The following is a 24,603-nucleotide window of genomic DNA, read 5'->3' on the forward strand; positions in this document are numbered from 1 at the left end:
ATCCTATTCATCTATCAAGACAACTGTTTTTTTATCCGTCGCCAGATAAAGACATTTACATAAAAATACTAACGCTCCGGAATAATCATCATATTCTGCCTTGCGGTCAGCAATTTTCTCATACAGTTTCTTATCCTCTCTACTAATTTTCTCGCTCGTCAATATATACTGATGTCTCTGGAACTCGTCTGCGATTGCATTCCTCATCTTACCATATGCTGATTCAAAAGTTGGTTGCTTTGCTGATTTAAGCGTCAGATTAATAACAGGATAATTCCCCATATGTTCCGTATATTCTTTGCCTTGCTCCATAATTTTCAAGCCACAAAAAAGAGATTTATTCTCCACATTTTTCTTCGCATCCCCTGTAGCCTCAAAAAAGTAACGGAACATACTTAGATTCAATGTCTTTCCAAATCTTCTTGGACGTGTAAACAAATTTACTTCTCCCTTTAAATCCAGCAACTCTTTGATAAACATAGTCTTATCTATATAGCAATAACCATCTTTTATTATTTTTTCAAAGTTATCAACACCTATCGGTAATGGTTTCTTCATCATCATCCCTCCATTATAATGCCGTTTTCCATATTATACCCTATCTCTTGCTGTTTCACAATCCGTTTCCATTGATCATAAGCAAAGCCAGCTCTGAGAATACCTTCCGTATTCCCAGAGCTGGCTCATGATATCTATTTGATTCTCCATATTAACCCCTGCACTCATTGTTTTTACAATGTATGCAGAGGTTGATTTTCATATTCCTTTTTTCACCGCTTCATAACTTCATCTATATCATACTTCTGTCCTTCCCCAAATCGAACCTCACAGTCCTTCCGATAGAATGAAATTCCATAACAATCAATCTTTCGATAGCCTTCCATACGCAATTCTTCCATATATTTTTTATCATAAATCTGCACCAACAGATAACGCCTTCTTCCAAGCCCTGCTTATTGCTGATTTGTCCAATCCCAACTTCTCAAATAACGGAAGGGAAATGTCTAATCTGTTAAATTATTTATTCGTCTTCTTGAAGCTGTGAGGCAATTCTTTCGGCACGTTTATTTGTACTCCAAATAATACCCGTACAAACCAGAGCATGAATAGTGATACAACAATCGGAATGAAGCAGGATGTTACCATCATCATGGCAATTACCTCAATAAAATGGTTTAAGAGATTTTCTCCTTTTTTCATCAATCCTGACACTCCATCTTTCAGTTTCGACACAAACTTGTCAATAACATTACCCTCTGAATCCGTGTTGTCATTTATTTCATCCGTTATATCCTGTGCCTCTTTCACAGTCGCTTCCATCGTCAAATCGTATGTTTCTTCAATCATCGCAGAGACTTTCATACTAATCGGAATAATCATAAATATTACAAGTCCGAAAACTGCTGTTTTCGCTGCCAATGCCTTTAAAAATGTTCTGTTTAGACATATTCCTGCTGCAAATAAAATACATGCCGCCGGAATTAATATAAAAAATACAGCATATCCGGTAAGCGTAACTAAATATTTTTCCAGAAATATAACCATTAGAATAATCGTAAAGTACGAAATCAAATCTGCCAGTTTATTCGCCATAGGGGTTGTCGAATCCCCTGGAATTGCAGCAATCGCTGTTGATGCTGCCGCTGTTGATGCCGTCAATTTCAGGACATCCGCTTTTTTCTCATCTAACACCTCTAACGTTTTTTCATGATTTTTCGGATCGCTTGCCGCCTTTGAAAGAACCGTCATAGAAAAAATCATCGGCACCAATACCGCGGCCACCAGCGCTAACTTTGTTACATTATTCTTTTTCATTATTTCTATCATTTTATCCTCCTCTTTTCTGCCTATGTTTCTATTCCATATACATATTATACAATATAACCTACAAAAAAGATAAAGGTTATTAATGCTATTAATCATACACTTCTGTTGTAAGTATTTTTAAATTATGCTAGAATAAATAGACGTAAGAGAGGGGCTGACATCGTGAAAGACAATATTTTTCTGAAAAGCCGCCAGAATCTCGGACTGGAGAATTATCTTCAGATACATGCAGAAATGACAGACTGACAGGGAGGATGACGCATATGGATAATAAGAACTGTGAACTTTTATTTGCATATTTGAAAAATATTCTCTACGGTCCTCGGACTGCATCCCTTGATATTGACCAACTGGATGAACCTTATCATGAATTGGGACGAGATTTGCAATACCTCCATCATGCCGTAGAAGAACTACTTTCCTATACGTCCGAGCTGTCCAAAGGGAATCTGTCTGTTGCATTTCCGGACAAACACAATTTTCTGTGTGAGAATCTGAATCAGCTTCATGAGAATCTGAATCATTTAACCTGGCAGGCCCAGCAGGTGGCAAAGGGGGATTATTCTCAGCATATATCCTATCTCGGTGAATTTTCCACCGCATTTAACGATTTGACGGTACAGCTCAAACAGCGTGAGGAACAGCTTAAGGAGGATACCAGTAGAGCCAAAAGCCATACAGAGATGATTGAAGATTATAATGAGCTTCTGGTAGCAATGCTCAGTAAACGAAATGAATGGCTAATCGTCGTAGACATTGATACGAAAGAAATCTTATACTGCAACAAGGACGGCCATTGTGACCCGATTGACAGTTCTTTTTGCGCTACCTGTAAGAAACGCCTTCCATTTCAAGATGATATTCTAAATTGGAACAAACGGGACGAGTATAAAGTTTGGGAGATTAATGACTGCGATACCTATTATCGTGTTACTTCATTTCCAATCGAATGGAAAGAGCGTTATTCCTATGTGCATATTGCGGTGGATATCACAGATGAAAAACGGATGGCACACACATTGACCAGCAAAGCTTACCACGATGCGGGAACAGGTATTAAAAATCGTCTGTTTTTCAAGGAATATATGGAGAAGATTCTGAATGAGCAGCGGGATGCAACCCTTTGTTATCTGGATTTGGATGGATTGAAATATGTGAACGACACCTTTGGCCATTCCCAGGGCGACGCATATATTCAGAATTTTGTAGAATTAATAAGAAGCTGCTTCCGTAACGGAGATACTTTTGCCCGAATTGGCGGAGATGAGTTCTGCCTTGTACTCACAGGACTGATGAAAGACTTGATTGATAAAAAACTGGCGGCCATCTTAGATAGCTTTCAATCGGAAAGTGATTCCGAATATCAATGCAGCTTCAGTTATGGAACAGTTGAGATTGCAGGGAAAGACAATGAGCTGACTCTTGATGAGATTATCCAGAAGGCGGATTCTATTATGTACAAATGCAAACGGAAAAATAAAGTAAAGTATCCGGAGCTAATCCGATAACATACCAAAGCTAACTTATTTTACCCTCCGCGGACTTGATTCCATACGGAGGGTAATCTTACAATCCTTTTCTCAACATTTCTTTGCAATGTCATAAAGAAGCTGTTCTGTATCCTCCCACCCAATACACGGATCTGTAATGGACTGCCCATAGGTCAGGCTTTCTGTTATGTCCTGCCTGCCTTCCACCAGGTAGCTTTCAATCATGACGCCTTTTACCATCCTCTTAAGCTCTGGATTGTAGTTCCTGCTGTGCATCACTTCACTGACGATGCGAATCTGCTCTTTGTACTGCTTGCTGGAATTAGAATGATTCACATCCACGATGACTGCTGGATTCTTAAGCTCCCATTTTCCATACATTTCCGCAAGGCGGGCAAGGTCTTCATAGTGATAGTTGGGAATATTCTTCCCATACTTATCGACTCCGCCTCTTAAAATCGTATGAGCTAGTTCATTTCCGCTGGTTTCCACATCGCATCCCCGATATATGAACCTATGAGGGTGCTGTGCCGCTGTAACAGAATTCAGCATCACGGACAAATCTCCACTGGTAGGATTCTTCATTCCCACAGGAATATCCATACCGCTTGCCGTCAAACGATGCTGCTGATTTTCTACCGACCTTGCCCCTACCGCCTCATATGATAACACATCATCCAGATAACTTCTGTTTTCCGGATACAACATCTCATCCGCCGTAGATAGTCCGGTTTCCTCCATCACCCGTATGTGCATCTTGCGAATCGCAATAATTCCGGCCAGAAGATCCGGCTCTTTTTCTGGGTCTGGCTGATGCAGCATCCCCTTATATCCTTCGCCTGTGGTTCTCGGCTTGTTGGTGTAGACCCTGGGTATGATCAACAGCCTGTCTGATACTCGGTCTGACACTTCCTTCAAACGTCTCACATATTCACAGACAGATTCTTCATTATCCGCAGAACAAGGACCCACAAGAACAAGAAATTTGTCTGACTTTCCTGTGAAGATATCTCGGATTTGGGCATCTCTTTTTTTCTTAATCTCTTGAATCCTCTGTGAAAGTGGAAATTGTGATTTTAATTTTTCCGGAATCGGCAATTCGTGATTTATTATCATTGACATGTTTTTCCTCTCCATTCACTTAAACGGTCTAAAATATATTTTCCTACCGCATCTCTATTTCATTCTGGCTGATAAGGTAATTCAGGAAGCCTTCACACCCCTCCAGAATATCGTCATACGTCTTATCAAAGTTTCCTGTATACCATGGGTCTGCAATGTCCCTTGGATGTTCGGTAAAATCCAGAAGCATGGACACCTTATGCTCTGGATCTGAACCGACAATACGGTTAATATTGCGAATGTTCCGATACTCCATGCCAAGAATGTAATCGTATTCCTGATAGTCCTTCTTTTTTAACTGAGTGGCATATTTTCCTGCTGTACTGATGCCGTATTGTTTTAACTTGTTTGTCGTCCCCCGATGAACTGGATTGCCTAGTTCTTCGCTGCTGGTGGCGGCGGACGCTATGTGAAACTGATCTGCCAGTCCCCGCTTTCTGACCATGTCGCCAAATACGAATTCTGCCATGGGTGAACGGCAGATGTTGCCGTGGCACACGAAAAGTATCTTAATCATAATATAAATTCCTCCTAAAATGCGTTGAATTGCCGTGTTTTGGCACGTTTTGCGAGGTTTATTTTTCTGATGAAAATTGTTAAAAAAATCACAGAATGAGCAAAACGGGGCAAAATGTGGCAAGTTGAAGCCGTCAATCGTAGTAAAAACGTAGTAAGAATTGGAGGTTTTTACTACTGCAATCTTCCCTTCATGTTATACAATGTATTTATATTTTGCATAAAATTTATTGCCTCTTCTGATCCAAATAAATATAATTGTGCCATACTTATCTGCATCGTGTTATATGCAATAACACCCTTAATAGACATATTTATTATATTACCCTTTGCCTTATCTCCTGAAAGCATAGGTGCTTCCTCATCTTTCACCCTCATTACAACGGACATACGCTTTGAAACCGGAATGCATATATCATTAAAGTGACACCATATCATCTGAGCCGGATTATCACTTATAATAAAATCCAGTTCTGTGTCATTATAGCCAATGAACCAATCATAATTTTCCACTAACATTTTCATTGTTTGTAGAACAGGCCCCAATGACAAAATATTTTCCAGTTGTATATTAATTCCCGGAACACAATTTTCTTCTATAGTTTTTCTTTTTGTATCTTCACTCAATCCCAAATTATCACACATTTTATTTAAGACTTCTTCTGTCTTGGAATTGATGGCATCCATCCTGTCCCTAAAACTTTTCGTCCGATACGCAAGTTCATGTATAAAGCAAATAAATCTTGCCCGTGATTTATCTTCATAAATTATTTCCGGAGCAGCTTCCAAATTATCAAGTAATTCTTTATAAGCGCCTTCCGTACGCGACAACGTATGCTCTGTTAATTGCTCATCATGATAAAATTTACTTTCTTTAATTGACGGAAACGCTTCAATGTCCCATTTCAATACATCTTCTATCACATCCTCTGTTGTATCATAAAAAAAGCGTTTCGAGGCAAAATTTTCTGGGTTCTGATTATGCAGAATAATCCCTTCTTGTTTCTTTAAAACCGATATCCTTGGGTTATCTTCTGTACCATACCCGAATCGTTTAATATATATTCGAGGAACATAATGCTGATTTTTTGTTTTATCCATAAATACTGCCTTCCTCTCAGTCCTCAAAATCAAACCTTCGAACTGCTTTGATTATTCTACCATAAAATTGCCCATATTTGGAGACAAAATTATAAAAAAATAACGCCCCGCCGAAGCAGAGCGCTTTACCATCTCTTTATCAAATTGCCCGGAACATTTTCTGCGATACAGGCTTTTCACCCTTCGCCTTTTCCAGTTCCTTCCTCGCTACCTCCAAATCCTCCATCCGCTTTAATTCATCCGCAGCATCCTCCAGCCCAAGGTGCGTGTATGTATTCAGCGTCACCCCGATATCGCTATGCCCCATCAGATACTGGAGCGTCTTTGGGTTCATGCCCGACTTTGCCATGTTGCTGCAGTAGGTATGACGGCAGACATGGGGCGTGATGTTCGGCATCTGCACCCGGTAAATCTCATTGTACCGTTTGACCATATGATTGAAACGATGCTCCCAGTGCATTGCCACTTCCGGGTTCCCATTCTTATCCAAAAACAGGAATCCCGTGTATCCGCCTATAATCTTCTCATTCCCTGGCGCTTCCCGGTCCTCAATGATGCCCCGGAAGCATTCGGCAACATCCTCAGTCATGGGCAGTTTCCTCGTTCCCGCATTTGTCTTTGTGGATTCAATTACCAGCTTCATGTTCGCAGTCCGCTGGAGCTGGTGGTCAATGTTGAGGATTTTGTTTTCCAGGTCAACATCCCGCAAAGTCAGCCCGCAGAACTCTGAAATCCGCAGCCCCGTGTGGAAAAGGATATAGACCACTTCATAATATTTGCAGTAGACATGGTGTTAGTATATAAGTGTGGACAGGAAAAGTTGAACAACCTATACTATCAAGTGAAAAAGCAAAGGAGATGTTTTACATGGCGAAAAACCAGAAATCTTACACTCCGGAATTCAAGCAGCAGATCGTGGATCTGTATAATGCCGGAGGAACCTCGTATCCGCAACTGGAGCGTGAATATGGCGTAAATCGAAGCACACTCAGCAACTGGGTAAAACAGCTCTCCCCATCAAAGTATCCGGGGAGGAGACGGTCACCCTTAAGGAGTATAAGGCTCTCCAGAAAGAAATCCAACGCCTTAAGATTGAGAATGAAATATTAAAAAAGCGACCGCCTTATTCGCGAAAGAACTATAGCCGAGATTGTTTCCTTTATCCAGAACAACTTAACCCGCTACTGTGTATCTCAGCTTTGCAGCGCTCTGAAATTCCCAAGGAGTACCTATTACAAGGCTCTGGTTTGTGTACCCTCGAATAAGCAGAAGGCATATGCGGAATTCGGCAGGAAAGTGAAACAGGCATATGATGACTCAAAACAAAGGTATGGGGCTGTCAAAATATGCCGTGTGCTGAATGATAATGGTACACCTTGCAGCGTCAAGAGGGTGCAGAGGCATATGGCAGAGCAGGGACTGCGCTCTATCGTAGTAAAGAAGTACAATCATCATGCCAACCATGGCAGCATCCCGGAGGATAAGAAAAATATCCTGAGGCGTGATTTTGGGACGGAGACCATCAACCAGAAATGGTGTACGGATATCACTTACATCCATGTACAGAAAGAAGGATGGACCTATCTGGCTTCTGTCATGGATCTGTGCAGCCGAAAGATTATAGGGTATGCCTATGGCACATCTATGACGGCGGAACTGGCGGTTAAAGCGGTAGAAAACGCATGCCTGAATGTCAGGGATACCGAGGGGATCATCCTTCATAGTGATCTTGGAAGTCAGTATACGAGCCAGGCATTTGAAGACTGCCTGGGCAGTAAAGGAATCCTGCATTCATTTAGTCGTAAGGGAAATCCATACGATAATGCCTGTATGGAATCTTTCCATTCCGTACTGAAAAAGGAAGAAATCTATCTTCATACTTACCAGGATTTAAAGGAAGCTCGCAGAGCAATCTTTAAATACATAGAGGGCTGGTATAACCGTAAACGGATCCATAGCTCTATCGGTTATCTGACACCACAGCAAAAGGAGGATGAGGAACTCAAAAAAGCAGCATAATCTTTCAACTTTTTTTGTCTAAAGTATTGACATAGATCCATTTCCTATACGCATGATAAAAACCCTCCTTCTATATGGTCAGATCAACTTGGGTTTGTCAAGTAAAGTGTGTAAGTTTTATAAAATTTCCTTACCGGCAGTTTTCAAAGCTGCCGGTTTTACATGCAGAATCAACACTGCTCATATTTGAGAATGCGTGTCTGCATCTTATCATCCATGGCAAGCTGATTACGTACTAATGCCCAATTGGCTACGGGACGGTCATTCCACTTTTTATACAATTCCACAATCCGCAGATAGAAGGCCTTTCGTACAGCGTCCTCATTGGGGAACGCTCCCTTTTTCGTGACTTTCCTCAAACTCGAATTGACAGACTCTATGGCGTTTGTCGTGTACATCACCTTCCTGACCGCGCTCCCATAATTATAAAGCTGGGCTACATGCTGCCAGTTGCGTATCCATACGTCTATTGCTCCGGGATATTTTGACCATGCCTGTTTAAGACGCTCAAATTCAGCTTCCGCTGCTTTCAGACTAGGCGCTCCGTATACTTTCTTTAACTGGGCGCTATATGCCTTATAATCTTTTGATGGTATGTACTTGATAGCATTTCGGATCAGGTGTACGATGCATCTCTGCACGACTACATCCTGGAAGATACTCCTTGCCCCTTCTTCCAGACCGGATACTCCATCCATGCTGATAAACAGCACATCTTCCACACCTCTTGCACGGATCTCGTCAAAGATCTGCATCCAATAGTGTTTTCCTTCTGATTCGCCAATCCACAGCCCCAGCACGTCCTTTCTGCCGTCTGCGTCATAACCCAGCACCACATATACCGCACAATTTTTTGTCTCCATCTCTTTTCGTATGGTAACGTAAATACAATCGACAAACAGGAACGTGTAGAACTTTTTCAGTGGACGGTTCTGCCATTCTTCCGCGGTTCTGATCACCCTATCCGTAATTGTTGAAATGGTTTCATGGGAGATATCAAAACCGTATATATCTTCTACCGTATCTGCGATATCACGCTGGCTCATGCCTCGTGCATACATGGATAATACCTTATCTTCAATCCCGCTGACGTTTTTGGTACGTTTTGGGATTGCTTTCGGTTCAAAGCTGCCATCCCGGTCCCTTGGAACAGCAACATCCAGCTTTCCATAAACAGAATTGACAGATTTATGGGAATAACCATTACGCCTGTTTGTCGTCTCCTTTTCCCCGCGCTCATTACGCCCATACCCCAGATGGGAATCCATCTCTCCCTGGAGCATAGCCTCAAACATCGGCCCAAAGACGTCTTTGATAGCATCCTGCATTTCTTCCCTTGTCTGTGGCTGGTATTCTTCCATAATAGCCTTTGCGATTGCAGCCCCTCTAGTATTCTGACTATTTTTACGTGCCATAAGTGCTGTACCCATCCTTTTCTTCATCCTTTCTGTGAGTGTAGCACACTTTATATAGAAAAATAAAGTATGCAGTTAGATTTGTTGTATTTCTAACTTACACACTTTATTTTACACTCCCTCCAACTTTGCGCCTTTTCCTTCTTCCTGCAGTTTCACGGACGCATCTGCTTTCGTCCTGATCTTCTCCAGCAGCTTTTCCAGAGTTTCTGCCTTTTCCAGCCTCTTTTCTTTCAGGGCTTCTTCCTCTTTCTTCTTTGTCCGCTTTTCCTCCAACTGCTCCTGCATCTGCTTTTTATAGGATACTGTCGGGCTGTCCTTCGGCGGCTCATGTTTGCCGATGCACCAGTAGGAAACTTTCCCATCCTTGTCAATAACAGTGCCGCCCGCCACCATCTCCGCCCCATGTGCTGCAAGCCCTTCCTTAATCTCTTCTGCCGCTTTCGGGGCATCAGCAATCACTTTCTCGTATTTCGCTGCCGCTGCCGGGTCTTTCGCCATCTTCTCAATGATGTTGGCTGAAATGGCTACATTATTGCCCCCGCTACAGCCGAACATATAAGCATCTTCCTGTTTTCCGTTTTTGAAATCCGCAACCGTTATATTCACATCCGGGTATTTCTCTTTCAGACTATTAAGATAAGCCTGCGAATCCCCATTAAGGGAACTGCTCCCATTTGCCCTGTCTGCTGCATAAGTGTTCGTGTAATCCGTTACTCCTGAAATTGCCATAATAATCATCCTCCTTCAAAAAATCTTACCTGTGGCCCCTCTGTCATTCGGAGCCGCCCATGCCCCCTTATGGTAAGTCCGGGCATGATCTTCCTTACTTCAAAATGTCCGGAATGCTTATATCTTCTGATTTCCAACCACGCTTTTGCTAAATGTGCTTATGTTTTCCTCATAGGCGGTTGCTGCCAATGCGCTTACACCTGCTGTCTGGAAAGCCGCCGCATCATCGCCATTCTGTATACCCTCTGCAAGGAAAGCCTGCTGCCTCTGCCTGCTTGCCATCTGGCTTTTCAGGTAATTCTCCTGTGCCGCCGCTCTCCGTGCCTGCGCCTTTTTCACCGCTTCTTTCTCCTGCTCCTCCATCAGTTCTTCCATCCTCTTATGGCGTTTCTCCCACCATGATTCTTCATTGCCTGCAAAATTTGAACTGCTGCCTCCAACAGGCCCCGCATAACCATAGCATTCTTCCGGGGATGCCCCGATAACTTCATAGCAGACATTATTCGGCCCGACAGGCAGACTGCTTACGGAATACATGGAACGAATCCTGTTCAGGACATATTTTTCATACTCCGGGTCATTTTTCATCCTTTCAAATGCTTCTTCTTTAATCACCAGAGAGCCAGACGAAAATGATGATCTGAACCATGAACTTACAGGCATTTTCGACATCTCATTCATAAAATACTGTTTGTACTCATCTGTAGTCATTTCCTCTTTAGGTTTATCGGAAATGCTGCTGTCATATGTAAATCCAAAATAACTCGGAGGATTGGGTACTACCATGTCCCCCGCCCATGCTGATGAGCCGGATTTTTCCGCTGCATTCTTTCCTTCCGCTTTCTGCACTTCCTCCGCAAAGTTCCCTGCGCCTGCTGCCTTTTTACTGTTGTTTGTGTAGGCATATGGGTTCACCCCTACGCCGCTTACATTACTGATACTCATACCTGTCTCCTTTCCTGTAACATCACCGTTACACTGAACTCATTTTTCTTTACCCTGATATCCACGTCCCCCATATATTTCTCCGCTTCCCTCTTTACATTGGAAAGCCCGATCCCATGCATGGAACCCTGCCTTCCGAAAGGCTCCTCTTCCTTTGTGGAGATTGGGAGGTTCGTATCCGCGTCCATGATGATCTCCCCTTCAAACGGGTTTCTGACCTCAATCAGGAAGAACTTTCTCCTCTGCCTGCTGGAAATGAAAATGTACCTGCCGCCCTGCCGCATCTTCCCGCAGGCTTCCAGGGCGTTCTGCAGCAGGTTGTTTACAATGATGCCGATGTCATAGGCATCATACCTTTCCGATTCCGGGTAGGTAAATTCTGACCGGAACCGTATGCCCTGCTTTTCCGCAGCTTTCTGCCTGTCGTTCACGATCACGTCAGTAACGGCATTCCCTGTCTTTATGGAAAATTCAAAGGCATCCATGCTCTCATCCATTCTGGAGATGTACTGCCCCATGCCGCCGTAGTCCCCGCTTTCAAGCAGCCCCTTGATATTGGTCAGATGGTTTTTCATCTCATGCTTCATCCGGCGGATGCCGTCATAAAACTGATCCACCTCCGCCATCCGCTCCTGTATGGCATGGACCTGCTGCTGTTCCACAAAATATCTTTCCTTTTCCTCCTGAAGCCCCATCATTTTCTGATAAGATATTATGGTCACCAGAATACCGGCATAAAATAGTGCGGCGGCCACAGGCACTATCCCTATCAGCACCGGGTACTGCTCATAAAGCTGTATGGACAGCTCCCCCGCAGTCACAATCAGAATCCGGAATAAAATATTGACAAACAGAATGCCTGTCACGGGTGTCAGCAGCAGATAGCACAATTCCCTTATGTGCAGTCCCATCCTGCATTTCCTGAGCTGGCGTGCCACCATATACATCAGTGCGGAAAAAAGCACAAGCTGCAGCAGTTCCACCAGACAGAAATTCAGGGCGGCATTCCGCAGTACCCGCTCTACACCTTCCTCCCCTTTCACAAGATGCCTGCCCGTGTAAAAATTCACGCTTGCCACCGCCAGCGAGCTCAGGTTCCTGATGCAGAAGAACACCACCCCCATAAACAGTGCGGATTCCCTTTCCATCCCTAAATACTTTGCCGTCAGCGTCAGCAGGACTATTACGGAAAACATACTGACCAGCGCTCCCATACTGACCGCCATGTTAAAAAAATAGATGATAGAATAGGATGCAAACACAGTCAGCATCTTTATGATATCTGCTGGATGCCCCCTCTTCCGCCCTGCCATATACGGACAGAAAAATGCCGTCAGACAGCAGGCATATAGAATGACCTCAATTCCCACCACTGTATTTTGGAACAGCGTAAAACTTGCCTCACTCAATGACAGCCCCTCCTATTTCATAAACCGCAGGTACGCTTTTACAAAATCCTCATACTTATATTTTGAAATCAGCAGTTTATCCCCATTTGTCAGCGTTACCTCTGTTTTGTTGTATTCATCCACATAGGACAGGTTTACCAGATAGCCTTTGTGGACACGGCAGAACTGCCCCTGCAGTTCTTCTTCCAGATCGCTCATTTTTGCATAATACTCCAAAACCCCGTCCTTCATATGGACGGCTATCTTATGGTTCTGGCTTTCCATGTAATAAATGTCGCCTAACGGTATTGTTTTTCCCGTATTCCCATACTGGATCATCAGCACTCTTTTACCCTGCCCGGTCTGCTGCGCCGCCCTTTGGAAAATCTCGGCAAACCGCCCTTCGTCAATGGGTTTCAGCAGGTACTGGAAAGCCCCCACGTCAAAGGCATCATACACATATTTTTCATAGCCCGTGACAAATATGATGATGGGCTGTTTGATATCTTCCATGCCCCTGATCCGTTTTGCCATTTCCATGCCATCCAATGATGAATCCGGGTCTTTCAGCTCAACATCAAGAAACAGCAAGTCATGTTCAGCCCCCGCTAAAAGATAGTCCTCCGCCGTGGCATATTCCGTAATCTCACACTCCACTCCCTGTTTCCGAACAAGCGAGCAGATGTAGTCTCTTATATTTTTTTCATCATCACAGACCGCTATTTTGATTGCCTCCACCTCCTTCTTTCAGCATTTGTCCCTAAAAAAGCTTTACTTCGTGTATCGGAAAAATAAGAATATTTTTAACTCCGATAGCGTGAATAGACGATTTGACAGCGTAACTGGATTGACGTTTTTTATTCTTAATATCCCCTCTATCACCCTCAATATCCACACCAAAAGGGTCGGATGCCCCGCAAGGCGGCACAAACGCAAACCGCCGTGTAAGCATATTACCTCTTATTTCCCCGCTTTCCAAGTAATTTCCGTTATTAGTCCGCCCGGTCGGCCTGCGGGAAAAAGCAGACCGCCAGAATTGGAAAAAGGGCCTGTGAGCCCTTTTCCTCTTTATCTTTCGTATGCCTTGCTATTTTTACAGATGTCGCAGGTTCTCACGGTATCTGCGCAGCTCCCTCTCATCCACGGAGCCGATGACCTCATCCAGCCACTTGATCATTTTTTTCTTATCCTTCGGCAGGTGGCCTTCCACATTGATGCAGTTCGATGCGCCCATCGTGGCAAAATAGGTGTCAATGTCAAGTCTTTCAATCAGCGTCCTCAGTTCATACAGCTTTTCTATCTCCGTTTCCTCCGTCCAGTTTCCTGCCTGGATTTCCTGGTACAGTTCCGAAGTCGGGTAGATGGTCAGCATGGAGGAAACGATGATCTTCGGGTGGAGCCTGTTGAACACTTCCGCCGTGTTCTTTACCCCGTCCTCCATATGCCCGGAGCCGTATATCCCGGCAAGGTAAAAGAAATTATAGTCCATGCCCACTTCATCCAGCCTGCCGCACTCTTCTATGATCTCCTTTACCCCGAACCCTTTATGCATGAAGGACAGGGATTCCTCATCCCCCGCCTCCACGCCGATGGTAAGGCTGTTGTAGCCAAGCCCCCGCAGCTCCCGTAGCTGCTCCGTGGTCTTCGGCGTGATATCGGTGATGCGGGCAAAGCAGCCGATGGACTGCACTTTGGGATAATACTTCTTCACCAGCTCTGCCAGCATTTTCAGCTTGTCAAAACTTAATACAAAAGGGTTCGCCCCGGTGAAGAATACCCTCTTTGCGTTCCGGTAGTAGCGGCTGATCTCCTTCAAGTCCGCCTCCACCTCGGATAAAGGCGACATCCGGAACTTAAACGGCACGTCCTCATAAAGCGTGCAGAACTTGCATTTGTGGTGTGTACAGCCCGCCGTCACCTGTACCAGTGCGCTCCCAGCCTCATAAGGCGGCCTCCATATCGTTCCCGTGTAATGCATAAAACATCTCTCCTTCCTGTCTGTAAAAATCTAACTGACGATACCCCTGATCTCCTTTAAGTCCCGGATACCGTTTTCCTCCATGTACTTTTCCAGCCCGCCGATGATCTCCGGCATGGCGCAGGGGTTCCTGAAATTTGCCGTACCGACTGCCACCGCTGCGGCTCCGGCCATGATGAACTCCAGGGCATCCTCCGCCGACTGGATTCCTCCCATCCCGATGACCGGGATGCTTACTGCCCGGCAGGTCTGCCATACCATCCGCAGCGCAACCGGCTTTATTGCGGGTCCGGACAGCCCGCCCGTCTTATTCGCCACGCTGAACGTCCTTTTTTTCACGTCGATCCTCATGCCCGTGATGGTATTGATCAGCGAGAGCGCATCCGCTCCCCCTGCCTCTGCCGCTTTCGCAATCTCCGTTATGTCCGTGACATTCGGCGTCAGCTTCATGGAAACGGGCTGCGCCGCTTTCCTTTTTATCTCCTTCGTGATGTACTCCACCATGCGCGGCTCCTGCCCGAAAGCTATCCCGCCATGCTCCACGTTCGGACAGGAAATATTGATCTCCAGCATATCTATCCCCTGCACGGACAGCCGTTCCACGGCTCCCAGATAATCCGCCACGGTGCTGCCGCAGACATTGACAATGACTTTCGTGTCAAACTGTCTGAGGAAAGGGAGGTCCCTCCCGATAAAGACTTCAATCCCCGGATTCTGCAGCCCCACCGCGTTTATCATGCCGCTGGCAGTTTCCATGATCCTTGGTGTGGGATTCCCCTCCCACGGGACAAGGGACACGCCTTTTGTGACCACTGCCCCTAACCGGTCCAGGTCCACAAACCCGCTGTATTCCTGCCCGGAGCCGAATGTCCCGGACGCAGGCATCACCGGGTTCTTCAATGTGATGCCCGCTATATCCACTGATGTGTTTATCCCGTCCGCCTCCTTTCTTGAATCACATTATAACAACTGGCAGGAAAAAGAAAAGTACTGTCTTTTTTCGTTTATAGTGTGAAAAATGATACCGGTATCAAAAAACATAGTACCTTGAACTGAAAGGGCGGATATAGTATAATGCTGGCAAAAGGAGGGAACCACATGAGCAATATGAAAGCGCCGCTGCCCCAATGTGCGGCTATGGTCAGGGTACAGAACATCCTGAGCGGGAAATGGAAGATAACGATATTATGGTACATTGCGGAATATGAAGTGCAGAGGTTCGGGGAACTGAGGCGGAGGCTTGGGGACATCACGCAGTCCACCCTTACCAAGCAGCTCCGCGAACTGGAACAGGACGGCTTTATCTCCCGCTATATCTATCAGGAAGTGCCTCCGAAGGTGGAGTATTCCCTGACTGACCTGGGAAAAAGTTTCATCCCTATTTTGAGAGACATGAAAAAATGGAGCGACACGCATTTAATGTGATGCCGGGAAGTCCCTGCCTGCCCAGGGGCATAACAGTGGAAATGGGGTGAAAAAAGAAATGAAAAAAAGATTTTCTCCAAAAAAGACAGCCGCATTCTGCACGGTATCCGTGCTGCTGGCTCTGATCAGTCGGTCATTTTTTGCGGACAGTTCAATACATACTTGTCTGTCCCTTGTCCTGCTCCTGCGTCTGCTCTCGTTTGATTTCTCCCTCTGCACCTTTTTCGCACATATCGGACAATATTTTGAGATAGCAGAGCCAGGGACATATTCAACGCCGCACACCGTACAGTGTTTAGCGGGCAACGCCGTCCACCGTTTTGTGGGTGTGATATGTAATTCACCGACAAAGCCGATGAATTTATAGTAAATCTTGATTTCCTGCCTAACCGTCCCGTCCGCTGACTTTTCACGCTCCGAAACAAATATCTTGTCTATCAGTGCATTTACTACTGTTGCGTCCAGTTCCTTTAATCCTTGATAGTTGCGGATAAGAGAGAGGAAGTCACGGATTCCTTGCGATTTCTCATAACTTTCGTTGAGCGTTTCTGTCACTTCCCTTAACCGTGCTTCGATTTCAAGCTGTTCTTTCTGGTATTTCCCCGACATCATCTCGAAATTCCGCTCGGTGATACGCTCCATGACCTTATCCTCATAGAGAGAGGAAAACAGCCTGTCAAGCTCCGCAAGGCGTTTGTTCAGCTTCTTTTGTTCTTTCTCCATTGCCTTCGCTTTGCTCTGGTCTGTTTCCGTAAGCCGCTTCTCAATCGCCCTCACCGCCCGCTCGTCATTCACCGCCATATCCGCAAAACGGTTGATGTCGGCAAGCACGGCGTTGAATAAGTCCCTCGCTTCAATGGAGTGTGCGGTACACATGACGTTGCCGTATCTGGCGTAATTATTACAGGAATATTGTACGCAGTCAATGACATCTGGGCGTTTCCTCCTGTTGGCGTTCATCGCCCGCAACGCATAGCCGCAGTCTGCACATTTGATTACGCCTGCAAAGATATTCTCAAATCCCCCTGCGTTCTGTTCCCGCCTGCGGCTCGTCATAAGCTGTTGGACGGTATCAAATTCCTCCTGCGTGACTATCCCCTCATGGGTGTCGGGTATCACTTCCCATTCTTCGGGCAGCTTAGAGGGGCGTTTCTTGCTTTTCATGTTGGCGGCAATCCGCTTATAGCCTGCAAGGTTTCCCGCATAGACAGGGCTTCTTAAAATGCCCCTCACGCTGTTCTCGCTCCAGATATAACGGTTTTCCTCGTTATCCTCAAAGTACCGCTCATAGCCTGCCGCCCCCTGCTCCGCCGCATAAGCGGCAGGTCGTAAGACGTGCTGTTTATTGATGTGCTTGCGGATTTTGGCGATTCCGTTTCCCGCAAGTGCAAGGTCAAATATCTCTCTTACAACGTGCGCCACCTTATCATCTATCAGCAGATGGTTGTGGTCGGCAGGGTCTTTGATATACCCATAGGGTGCATATGTCCCCATGAATTTCCCCTGCTGAAACCTCGCCCGATATGCCGATTTTATCTTGACCGACACATCGGCTGAATACATTTCGTTTAGGATGTTGCGGAATGGGGTGATGTCCATCGCCGATTTATTGAGCGTGTCCACGCCGTCATTGACCGCTATATACCGCACATTATTTTCTGGGAAAAAGACTTCCAGATACAGCCCGCAGTCAAGATAGTTCCTCCCTAACCTTGATAAATCTTTCGTAATCACGCAGTTTATCAGCCCGTTTTCAATGTCCTTAATCATGTTCTGAAAACTCGGTCTTTGGAAATTCGTACCAGAATAACCGTCGTCCACATACGTTTTTGCCAAATGCCAGCCCTGTTTTTTTACATAATCCGTGAGGATGGATTTCTGTGTGGCAATGCTCGCACTCTCATTATCCGTCCCATCATCCTTTGACAAGCGGCAGTAAATGCCGACTAAATAGATTTTCTTTTCTTCTTTGATTCCTGCCATACTGTGAAACCTCCGTCCTTGCTCTACTAAATTTCATGTTCCATTGCGTACATTCTAAGCGGATATATCCTCATTGTCGAAGGTGTCACCCTCGGCAATCTTCCTGCGGATGTCCTCGGAGATAATCGGGATAAACGCCTCCGCAACGGTCTGTGTGCCGACATATTCACGGCTGACAATCATCTGCACTGGCTCTCTTGCCACAATACGCTTTCTCTTTTTGTTTGCTTTCTTATCCTCGCCCATACTCAAATTTTCCTTTCCCGACAGGGCAGGGGAGTGTCTGAAAACGCCCCCGCCCTGCCAATCAGACACAATCAATCCCCGCTGTTCAATTCTTCCCGCAATGCTTTAAGGAGAGCCGCCGCTTCATCGGCGGTCAACGTGATTCCCTTTCCGCATTTCTCACGGTTGGGGGAAAAGCTGCGGATGTCATACTTCGGCTCTTTCCCGTTCCATGAGATTAAATTGATTTCCTTTGTATAGCCGCTGTCACCCGCAGACAATACGGCGATTTCCTTTACCATCTCATACTGGATTTCTTTCATTTCCTGCCCCTTTCCTGTCTTGGCTTTTCGCATTTTATCTGAATAAAGTTATATATTTACTTCCCGAAAAGAGAAGATTATCGGCTGTCCCTGTTCCGTTTCCTCTGCAATTCACGCTCTAACAGTTTGATGATGGTGTCCTCCATCTGCTTCGGCGTTGTGCCTTTCGGGAAGTATTTCTTTAACCGCTCCATGCCGATTTTCACGGTTTCTTTCTGGTTTCCCTTTTCCTCCGTCATAATGGAAAATATCATATCCATGTCAAGCCGCCCGCTCTGGCTCAAGGTTTTCATCCGCTGTGCCTGTGAGAGTGAGGGCGTTGCTTCCTCGCTTTCCATCGTGGCGAATAAATTTTCCTGTTCGTCTTTCTTCAAAAAGGACAGCTCCACCGCAGGCGTGAGGGCGATTTTCCCCTCGTCCACCATCAGCAAAATCGGCGGTATCAGTTCCGTCAATCGGATAAATCTCTGCACGGTCATCCTGCCAACGCCAAAGCCCTGCGCCACCTTATCGTCCGTCCGCAACTTCGTCCCAACTTGTGACGAGGTTAAATCCGTGCGGAAGCCCTGCCGCTTCATGGCTTCGGATTTCATCTTGTAGGCAAACGCCCGCTCACTCGGCAGGATATTTTCACGCTGTAAGTTGCTGTCCACAAGGGTGATGATGGCTCGGTCACGGTCTAAGGGCAGGACAAAAGCGGGGATTGTGTTTATCCCTGCAAGCTCCGAAGCACGGACACGCCGCTGTCCCGCAATGATTTCATATCCATTCCCATCCTCTTTCGGGCGTGTGATTATCGGCGTTACAATTCCAAACTCTTTGATACTCTCTGCTAATTCTGATAACATTTCGTCCTCCACTACATGAAACGGGTTATCTGGAAACGGATATAAATCTGCGGTCTTTAATACCTTAAAATCCTGTTTCTTCATTCACATTCCTACCTTTCTTTCGCTCTGTTCCGATTACTTTTCTGCAATTCTTCCAATACCTCTGGCGGGATTTTGGAGAGCAGCCGCCCCATCTGCTCGTTGGTTCTCTGCAATTCAAATATCCTCTGGTTGGCTTTCTGTACCTTTAGTTCCTGCTCGTACTTTTCATCACGCATACGCCCCGCATAATCGGATTCCTGCCCGATTCTCTCTTTCAAGCTGTCGATATACGCCTGCTGTTTGCCGATTTTCTTAGAGAATTTCTCCACGTCTGGAAGCCATGCGGAGAGCAGTTCTAACGCCTTATCCCTTTTCTTGCCAGCGTTAAAAGCGTTGATGTCGGAGAGGGCAGATACGATTTCTTCATACTGTTTATCCAGTCTGCCGCCCAGTTTATAGAGCCATGTGGGGATGTGCTTCCGCTTGGTTTCCATTGAGGACTGACCTCTTTCAAGCTGATTCCACCGTGCGGACATCCTCTCATGGTAGGCGGTCTGCCATTCGGATAGGGATTTCTGGTTGCCTAAGATACTCTTCGCTGACAGCTTGTTGTCGGGCGTAAGCGGCACAAAACATAAGTGCATATGGGGCGTTCTCTCGTCCATATGGACGACTGCGGAGAGAATATTTTTCTTCCCCACACGCTCCGATATGAAGTCAAGAGCCATAGAAAAATACTCTTTCTGTTCTTCGGGCAGTAGACTGTTCATAAATTCGGGCGAAGCTGTAATGAGCGTTTCCACCATCATCACGCTGTCTTTCCTCGTCCTACACCCTGCTTCAGCCACCATTCGGTTTATCTCTTTCTTATAGGTGTAACGGGGCGGATTCACAAGATGGTAATTATCTTTGGAGCGTCCCACGTCAATGTCTGGGTTGCTTTTGTAGGCTTCTTTCTTCCGCTCGTTGTGGCGTTCGCAAGCAGCAACGCCGCCTGCCTTGCGTTTCTGGAAACGCAGGATTGCGTAAGGCATAGTTCATCATTTTCCTTTCTTTCGGCGGGTAATCTCCCAAAAGGTGACGGTGGGTGACGGTGATGACGGTGTTTTTGGGATACCCCCACGGGAGCCGCCAACTGTCACCGCACATTCTTTCATCCGAAGCGAAAAGCGCAGGATGGGCAGGGCGTAAGCCCTGCTTTAAGGGAGTCCAGAGGGAACGTCTGGCACACGACTTTGCAGGGCAAAGTGTAGTGTGTTACACCCTGTAAACGCAGTCGGAAAAATCGGAGGATTTTTCTGACCGCAGGGGTGGCTTTACGAGCCGAAAAGGACGAGTAATGCCCACGCCTGCATTTTGCGTTTACGGGGTGTTCTCCCGAAGGGCAGAACCGCCGATTTTACATACATTTGCTATGACGGTGACAGCAGCAGGGGGTATCCCAATCTAACCGTCATCACCGTCACCACCGTCACCCGACTGCCTTGTGAGGGAAATCTCCCTGCACCCTTTCTTCCTGTGGTAGCCGTAACGGATGTTGTTTTCGCTTAGGAAACTGGCGCGGTATTCGTTGAGCCGCTTCGTCATGATGTTGGGCGGCGTTCCCGTTTCCCCCATCTGTTCCAGAAGCTCCGTTGCTGTTCCAGTCCATTCCTCCCTGCCCTGCATAAACTTCACCAACCGAAAAAGAATGTCTGGTATGGATTCCCTTTCAATCTGCTCCTGCTCTTTCCGCTCCACAAGCTCCCAACTACAATCACGGAAACGGAGCTTAAACTCCTGATAGGGCGTGTCCCTGCCCGTCACATACAGCTTTGCGGCATTGGATACACGGCTTTCCTGTTCCAGAACAAAGGTTGCGTCCGCACTCCCTGTCAATCCTGTCGTGCCAGACACTTTGTTGAACACGTCGCTGTCATTCTGCTTTCGGATGTGATGGACGACTACCACCGCCAGAGAATGCCTGTCGGCAAAGTCTTTGATAAGGGAAATATCCCCATAGTCACTGGCATAAGCATTGTCTTTGGATGCGGTGCGGATTTTCTGTAAGGTGTCAATAACAATGAGCCTGCTGTCTGGATATTCTTTCAAATAGTCCTCTAACTGCACGATAAGACCATCTGACAGCTTATCGCTTGCCACCGCAAAGTGGAGCCGCCCGCTGGCTTCGTCCGTCAAGCGGAACAGCCTGTCTTGTATACGGCAAAATGTGTCCTCAAGGCAAAGATAAAGCACATCGCCCTCCTGTGTTGGCATATCCCACAAGGGGATTCCCTGCGACACGCAGAGGCATAGCTTTAACATGAGCCAGCTTTTGCCGATTTTCTGTGAGCCGCAGAATAGGGTTAAGCCCGTGGGTATCAGACCGTCTACCACAAAGGACGGCTTTTCAAGCGGCTCATAGAGGAGCGTGTCGGCGTTGACCGTCTGGAGCTTCTGCATGGGATTCCTCCTTTCGGGCGGTGTCTTTGGTTTTGTTGCACATAGGCGTTGACCTCCTAAAATAGATTTACTCCCACGAAAAGAAGTGAGAGTATGTAATGCCGCCAATTACGGCAGTCTTAAAATCCTCCGCAGCTTCTTCCGCAGATGGTCTAACCTTGCGTAGATTGCTCCCGTTGTCAATCCCACAAGTGGGGCAATCTCCTTAGTGGAATATCCCTGCATTTTCAGCAGGACGATTTGTAACGTGCGCCTGTCCACCTTGATTAAGGCAAGGTACAGAGTTTCGTTCTCAATCTCGTCCAGTAAATCAGAGACAGACTTTACCTCTGCCTGCTTCTCCCTGTCCGCCATGCCCTCAAGGTATTCGCCGAAGTCGCTCGCCCATCGGTAAAACCGCCTGTTGGAATTAAAATCTGCCCTGTCGTCTGTGCGGATTTGCTCAATGACCGCTTCGTCAACGCCGCACTCACGCAAAATCTTTTCTTCCGCTTCTTTCCAGATACGCCATTTCCTGTCCTCCCGTCCGTGGTTATATGCCATGCTTATTTCCTCCAATCAGAATTGATTGAGAGGGCAGGAAAAGCCCCCTCATTTTCCCAAAGGAAAAAACAAGGGGGCTGAACGCCTTAAATTTTGTTTTCCATTATCTTTCTCAGCTTCGCAAAGATTTTGGCTTTGCGCTTGTTGACAACGCTCTGTGTCACGCCTAACCGCAGCCCGACTTCCCGCTCGGAAAGTTCCTCAAAGAAAAGGGCTTTTATCAACGCCTGCTCACTGCCCGACAATAAATGCAGGGCGGCTTTCAGTCTGTCCACCATCACCGCATGGACAACGGTTTCCGCAACGTCTACCGTTTCATCAATAACGAAGTCAAGCACATTTCCCTCGCTGTCCATAAATCCCTCCAATGAAAGCAGGCTGTGGTTTGTGTCCAGTTTTTTCAGATAACGCCACCGCTCTTTCTCCTTGTAGAAATCTGCATACTGTTCCCGCACCACTTCAAGCAGACAGCCCTGCACGGGGATAAAGAGCTTGTCCATGTAACTCTGGTCGGCTTGCCTGCGGCGGCAGAAGTCCCTATAGAATAATTCCACATAACTGCCGCTTTCTTTGATATATACTTTTCTTGGCGCATACTTCACCGTAAGTACCTCCCATCTGAATTTTTGAAAATGTAAAAATCCAGATGGAGAGGGCGGGGAGCGGCAGTGAATACCAGATACAGCCCTGCGGCATAATCTGATAAAAAACGACAAAAGAAAAACCGCAAAGGCTCTGTGACCTCTACGGTTATAGGAGATATATATTCTGTTAAGCGGAGATTCTACTTCTGATTTCATGGTGAGAAGTAGCGTTGCATAGGCAGGGATTTTTTTAACTGGCTTTCTGCCATTCCTCGATATGCTATGTATGGATTAACTCTGCATTGCATGAGCAGATGAATTACTGCCCGAAAAAAGGACATAAAAAAATCCCTCCAAACTTTAAAACAGGTCTGGAGAGTGTCTGTTAAGTCTTTTCGGGCATAGCAATACCGCCCACCACACGCCGTTTTTTTATATGGTGGGCGTTTGCCTTAAAACCTTATGAAATAAAATAGAGCCAATGAACTGTGACTATGATATGCTCCCCTTATGGTAGACAGATGAAATAATAAAACTGTCACTATAAGGAGGAGCATATTTTATGGGACAACATTCAAAATACTCTTTTGAAATGAAATTAGATGCCGTTACAAAATATTTGGAGGGAAGCTGTTCAACAGAAAGTATCGCCCGAAGCCTGGGAACAAATGGAACACGTATCGTCGAGTGGGTGACCTTGTATCAGTCTTTAGGAATAGAGGGGTTAAAAACAACTCCAAAACTCCGTATCTATTCCGCCGAAACAAAACAAAATGCTGTTGCCGATTACCTTTCCGGCAAAGGAACATTAAGGGAAATCCAGAAAAAGTATGGAATCCGCTCAGATAAGCAGCTTCGCAACTGGATTATGAAGTATAATGGTCATGAGAAGTTAAAGACTTCTGGAACAGGAGGAACCAGCGTCATGACCAAAGGAAGAAAAACCTCATATGAGGAACGGGTGGAAATTGTAACATACTGCATAGAGCATGGAATGGATTATGCCCAGGCAGCAGAAAAATACCAGGTATCCTACCAACAGATTTACCAATGGACAAGGAAATACCAGTCAAACGGCGTAGAAGGGCTTATTGACAAAAGAGGGAAAAGAAAATCTGAAACAGAAATGTCGGAACTGGAGAAGCTGCGTGCGGAAAATAAGCTTCTTCAAGCGGAAAAGCGCAGAGCCCAGCTGGAGGTTGCTTTCTTAAAAAAACTCGACGAAATCGAAAGGAGGCGGTTCTAAGCCAGACACAAAATGAAACGGTTTATCTGGCGATACAGGAAATATATGACGAGCAGGGATGCTCAATATCAGAACTCTGCAGATTTGCGGGAATTTCGCGTTCTGCTTATTATAAATGGCTGAACCGAAAACCAAGTGAAAATGAGAAATTCAACCAGAAATTATGTGTCCTTATCAGAGATGCGTACGAGGAAAAAAGCGGAATTCTGGGTTACAGGCAGATGACGATTAAATTGAACCGTGAAAATGAATTTCAAGTCAACGCAAAGAGAATCTTGCGCCTTATGCGGATTTTACATCTGAAATCTGTGTGCCGGCGCAGGAGAAGAAACTATGTAAAATCAACGCCAGAGGTTACTGCCGAAAACATCTTAAACCGGGAGTTCCATGCGGAACGTTTTGGGGAAAATGGCTTACGGATGTAACG

Annotated in this window: 28 protein-coding genes and 1 pseudogene; 7 read left to right on the forward strand and 22 right to left on the reverse strand. The window is 45.9% G+C overall.

Annotated elements, in window-relative coordinates; all coding sequences use genetic code 11:
* Positions 1 to 3: 3 nt before the first annotated feature.
* From GN277_RS32610 to GN277_RS24115, 3 genes are all read right to left on the reverse strand, one after another.
* Positions 4 to 564, reverse strand: coding sequence for an AAA family ATPase (locus GN277_RS32610; protein ID WP_456300597.1), 561 nt, complete (start codon positions 562 to 564; stop codon positions 4 to 6).
* Positions 565 to 770: 206 nt separating this feature from the next.
* Complete coding sequence (locus GN277_RS24110) at positions 771 to 926, reverse strand: hypothetical protein (RefSeq protein WP_204162786.1); 156 nt, start codon at positions 924 to 926, stop codon at positions 771 to 773.
* A 91-nt stretch (positions 927 to 1,017) separates the two neighbouring features.
* Positions 1,018 to 1,827 (reverse strand): hypothetical protein, encoded by an 810-nt coding sequence (locus GN277_RS24115; protein ID WP_204162787.1) that lies wholly within the window; start codon positions 1,825 to 1,827, stop codon positions 1,018 to 1,020.
* 263 nt (positions 1,828 to 2,090) lie between these two features.
* On the opposite strand from GN277_RS24115, the gene GN277_RS24120 reads away from it, so the two are divergent.
* A complete protein-coding gene (locus GN277_RS24120) occupies positions 2,091 to 3,335 on the forward strand; it encodes a sensor domain-containing diguanylate cyclase (protein ID WP_244324888.1) in 1,245 nt (414 codons plus the stop codon).
* Positions 3,336 to 3,407: 72 nt separating this feature from the next.
* Here the strand turns inward: GN277_RS24120 and GN277_RS24125 are convergent, their stop codons facing one another.
* The 4 genes and pseudogenes from GN277_RS24125 to GN277_RS24140 form a co-directional block, all read right to left on the reverse strand.
* Entirely contained in the window at positions 3,408 to 4,439 is a 1,032-nt protein-coding gene (locus GN277_RS24125) for a 3-deoxy-7-phosphoheptulonate synthase (RefSeq protein WP_159754806.1), read from the reverse strand.
* A 43-nt stretch (positions 4,440 to 4,482) separates the two neighbouring features.
* Entirely contained in the window at positions 4,483 to 4,956 is a 474-nt protein-coding gene (locus tag GN277_RS24130) for a low molecular weight protein-tyrosine-phosphatase (protein ID WP_159754809.1), read from the reverse strand.
* A 173-nt stretch (positions 4,957 to 5,129) separates the two neighbouring features.
* Positions 5,130 to 6,056 (reverse strand): DUF4238 domain-containing protein, encoded by a 927-nt coding sequence (locus tag GN277_RS24135; protein ID WP_159754812.1) that lies wholly within the window; start codon positions 6,054 to 6,056, stop codon positions 5,130 to 5,132.
* A gap of 139 nt (positions 6,057 to 6,195) precedes the next feature.
* Positions 6,196 to 6,843: pseudogene (locus GN277_RS24140) on the reverse strand (site-specific integrase); the annotation flags it as partial.
* 80 nt (positions 6,844 to 6,923) lie between these two features.
* On the opposite strand from GN277_RS24140, the gene GN277_RS30575 reads away from it, so the two are divergent.
* Positions 6,924 to 7,166: a transposase gene (locus GN277_RS30575; RefSeq protein ID WP_244324639.1), complete on the forward strand. Its 243-nt coding sequence runs from the start codon at positions 6,924 to 6,926 to the stop codon at positions 7,164 to 7,166.
* A gap of 51 nt (positions 7,167 to 7,217) precedes the next feature.
* Entirely contained in the window at positions 7,218 to 8,075 is an 858-nt protein-coding gene (locus GN277_RS24145) for an IS3 family transposase (RefSeq protein WP_244324963.1), read from the forward strand.
* A 170-nt stretch (positions 8,076 to 8,245) separates the two neighbouring features.
* Here GN277_RS24145 and GN277_RS24150 read toward each other — a convergent pair whose 3' ends face one another.
* The 7 genes from GN277_RS24150 to GN277_RS24180 form a co-directional block, all read right to left on the reverse strand.
* Positions 8,246 to 9,490 (reverse strand): IS256 family transposase, encoded by a 1,245-nt coding sequence (locus tag GN277_RS24150; protein ID WP_159757151.1) that lies wholly within the window; start codon positions 9,488 to 9,490, stop codon positions 8,246 to 8,248.
* Positions 9,491 to 9,601: 111 nt separating this feature from the next.
* Positions 9,602 to 10,222 carry a DUF6033 family protein gene (locus GN277_RS24155; protein ID WP_159754817.1) on the reverse strand — a complete coding sequence of 207 codons (621 nt, stop codon included), beginning with the start codon at positions 10,220 to 10,222 and terminating at the stop codon, positions 9,602 to 9,604.
* A 117-nt stretch (positions 10,223 to 10,339) separates the two neighbouring features.
* Positions 10,340 to 11,167: a hypothetical protein gene (locus tag GN277_RS24160; RefSeq protein WP_159754819.1), complete on the reverse strand. Its 828-nt coding sequence runs from the start codon at positions 11,165 to 11,167 to the stop codon at positions 10,340 to 10,342.
* Positions 11,164 to 12,576 carry a sensor histidine kinase gene (locus tag GN277_RS24165; protein WP_159754821.1) on the reverse strand — a complete coding sequence of 471 codons (1,413 nt, stop codon included), beginning with the start codon at positions 12,574 to 12,576 and terminating at the stop codon, positions 11,164 to 11,166. Before GN277_RS24165 ends, GN277_RS24160 begins: the two co-directional genes overlap by 4 nt.
* 12 nt (positions 12,577 to 12,588) lie before the next feature.
* The gene (locus tag GN277_RS24170; protein ID WP_159754823.1) at positions 12,589 to 13,293 is read right to left on the reverse strand and encodes a LytR/AlgR family response regulator transcription factor; all 705 of its coding nucleotides are present in this window, start codon (positions 13,291 to 13,293) and stop codon (positions 12,589 to 12,591) included.
* 355 nt (positions 13,294 to 13,648) lie between these two features.
* Positions 13,649 to 14,533: a radical SAM protein gene (locus tag GN277_RS24175; RefSeq protein ID WP_159754825.1), complete on the reverse strand. Its 885-nt coding sequence runs from the start codon at positions 14,531 to 14,533 to the stop codon at positions 13,649 to 13,651.
* 30 nt (positions 14,534 to 14,563) lie between these two features.
* A complete protein-coding gene (locus GN277_RS24180) occupies positions 14,564 to 15,454 on the reverse strand; it encodes a dihydroorotate dehydrogenase (protein WP_244324890.1) in 891 nt (296 codons plus the stop codon).
* Positions 15,455 to 15,631: 177 nt separating this feature from the next.
* Here GN277_RS24180 and GN277_RS24185 point away from each other — a divergent pair, with 177 nt between their 5' ends.
* The gene (locus tag GN277_RS24185) at positions 15,632 to 15,958 is read left to right on the forward strand and encodes a winged helix-turn-helix transcriptional regulator (protein ID WP_016285912.1); all 327 of its coding nucleotides are present in this window, start codon (positions 15,632 to 15,634) and stop codon (positions 15,956 to 15,958) included.
* Here the strand turns inward: GN277_RS24185 and GN277_RS24190 are convergent.
* From GN277_RS24190 to mobV, 5 genes are all read right to left on the reverse strand, one after another.
* Positions 15,950 to 17,941 (reverse strand): recombinase family protein, encoded by a 1,992-nt coding sequence (locus GN277_RS24190; protein WP_244324892.1) that lies wholly within the window; start codon positions 17,939 to 17,941, stop codon positions 15,950 to 15,952. The two genes, GN277_RS24185 and GN277_RS24190, sit on opposite strands and share 9 nt — an antisense overlap.
* A 54-nt stretch (positions 17,942 to 17,995) precedes the next feature.
* Positions 17,996 to 18,256: a stage II sporulation protein R gene (locus tag GN277_RS24195; RefSeq protein ID WP_456300598.1), complete on the reverse strand. Its 261-nt coding sequence runs from the start codon at positions 18,254 to 18,256 to the stop codon at positions 17,996 to 17,998.
* Between the two features lie 2 nt (positions 18,257 to 18,258).
* Positions 18,259 to 18,489: a YdbC family protein gene (locus GN277_RS24200; protein ID WP_159754827.1), complete on the reverse strand. Its 231-nt coding sequence runs from the start codon at positions 18,487 to 18,489 to the stop codon at positions 18,259 to 18,261.
* 77 nt (positions 18,490 to 18,566) lie between these two features.
* A complete protein-coding gene (locus GN277_RS24205; protein ID WP_159754829.1) occupies positions 18,567 to 19,421 on the reverse strand; it encodes a ParB/RepB/Spo0J family partition protein in 855 nt (284 codons plus the stop codon).
* A gap of 8 nt (positions 19,422 to 19,429) precedes the next feature.
* Positions 19,430 to 20,395 (reverse strand): MobV family relaxase, encoded by a 966-nt coding sequence (gene mobV, locus GN277_RS24210; RefSeq protein WP_159754831.1) that lies wholly within the window; start codon positions 20,393 to 20,395, stop codon positions 19,430 to 19,432.
* Between the two features lie 53 nt (positions 20,396 to 20,448).
* Between mobV and GN277_RS29580 the strand changes: the two genes are divergently transcribed.
* Positions 20,449 to 20,631: a hypothetical protein gene (locus tag GN277_RS29580; protein ID WP_204162788.1), complete on the forward strand. Its 183-nt coding sequence runs from the start codon at positions 20,449 to 20,451 to the stop codon at positions 20,629 to 20,631.
* Between the two features lie 176 nt (positions 20,632 to 20,807).
* Here GN277_RS29580 and GN277_RS24215 read toward each other — a convergent pair whose 3' ends face one another.
* The 3 genes from GN277_RS24215 to GN277_RS24230 all read right to left on the reverse strand — a co-directional run bounded on the left by GN277_RS24215 (position 20,808) and on the right by GN277_RS24230 (position 22,948).
* Positions 20,808 to 21,803, reverse strand: a complete 996-nt coding sequence (locus GN277_RS24215) for an AAA family ATPase (protein ID WP_159754833.1) — start codon at positions 21,801 to 21,803, stop codon at positions 20,808 to 20,810.
* Between the two features lie 108 nt (positions 21,804 to 21,911).
* Positions 21,912 to 22,346 (reverse strand): RNA polymerase sigma factor, encoded by a 435-nt coding sequence (locus GN277_RS24225; RefSeq protein ID WP_159754836.1) that lies wholly within the window; start codon positions 22,344 to 22,346, stop codon positions 21,912 to 21,914.
* Positions 22,347 to 22,432: 86 nt separating this feature from the next.
* Positions 22,433 to 22,948, reverse strand: a complete 516-nt coding sequence (locus GN277_RS24230) for a sigma-70 family RNA polymerase sigma factor (RefSeq protein WP_159754838.1) — start codon at positions 22,946 to 22,948, stop codon at positions 22,433 to 22,435.
* 544 nt (positions 22,949 to 23,492) lie between these two features.
* Between GN277_RS24230 and GN277_RS24240 the strand changes: the two genes are divergently transcribed.
* Both GN277_RS24240 and GN277_RS30580 read left to right on the forward strand, forming a co-directional pair.
* Positions 23,493 to 24,176: a helix-turn-helix domain-containing protein gene (locus tag GN277_RS24240; protein ID WP_159749279.1), complete on the forward strand. Its 684-nt coding sequence runs from the start codon at positions 23,493 to 23,495 to the stop codon at positions 24,174 to 24,176.
* Between the two features lie 119 nt (positions 24,177 to 24,295).
* On the forward strand, positions 24,296 to 24,601 hold the full coding sequence (locus GN277_RS30580; protein ID WP_280178637.1) for an IS3 family transposase: 306 nt from the start codon (positions 24,296 to 24,298) through the stop codon (positions 24,599 to 24,601).
* Positions 24,602 to 24,603: the final 2 nt, after the last annotated feature.

The organism is Sporofaciens musculi, assembly GCF_009830285.1.
GTDB lineage: Bacteria > Bacillota > Clostridia > Lachnospirales > Lachnospiraceae > Sporofaciens > Sporofaciens musculi.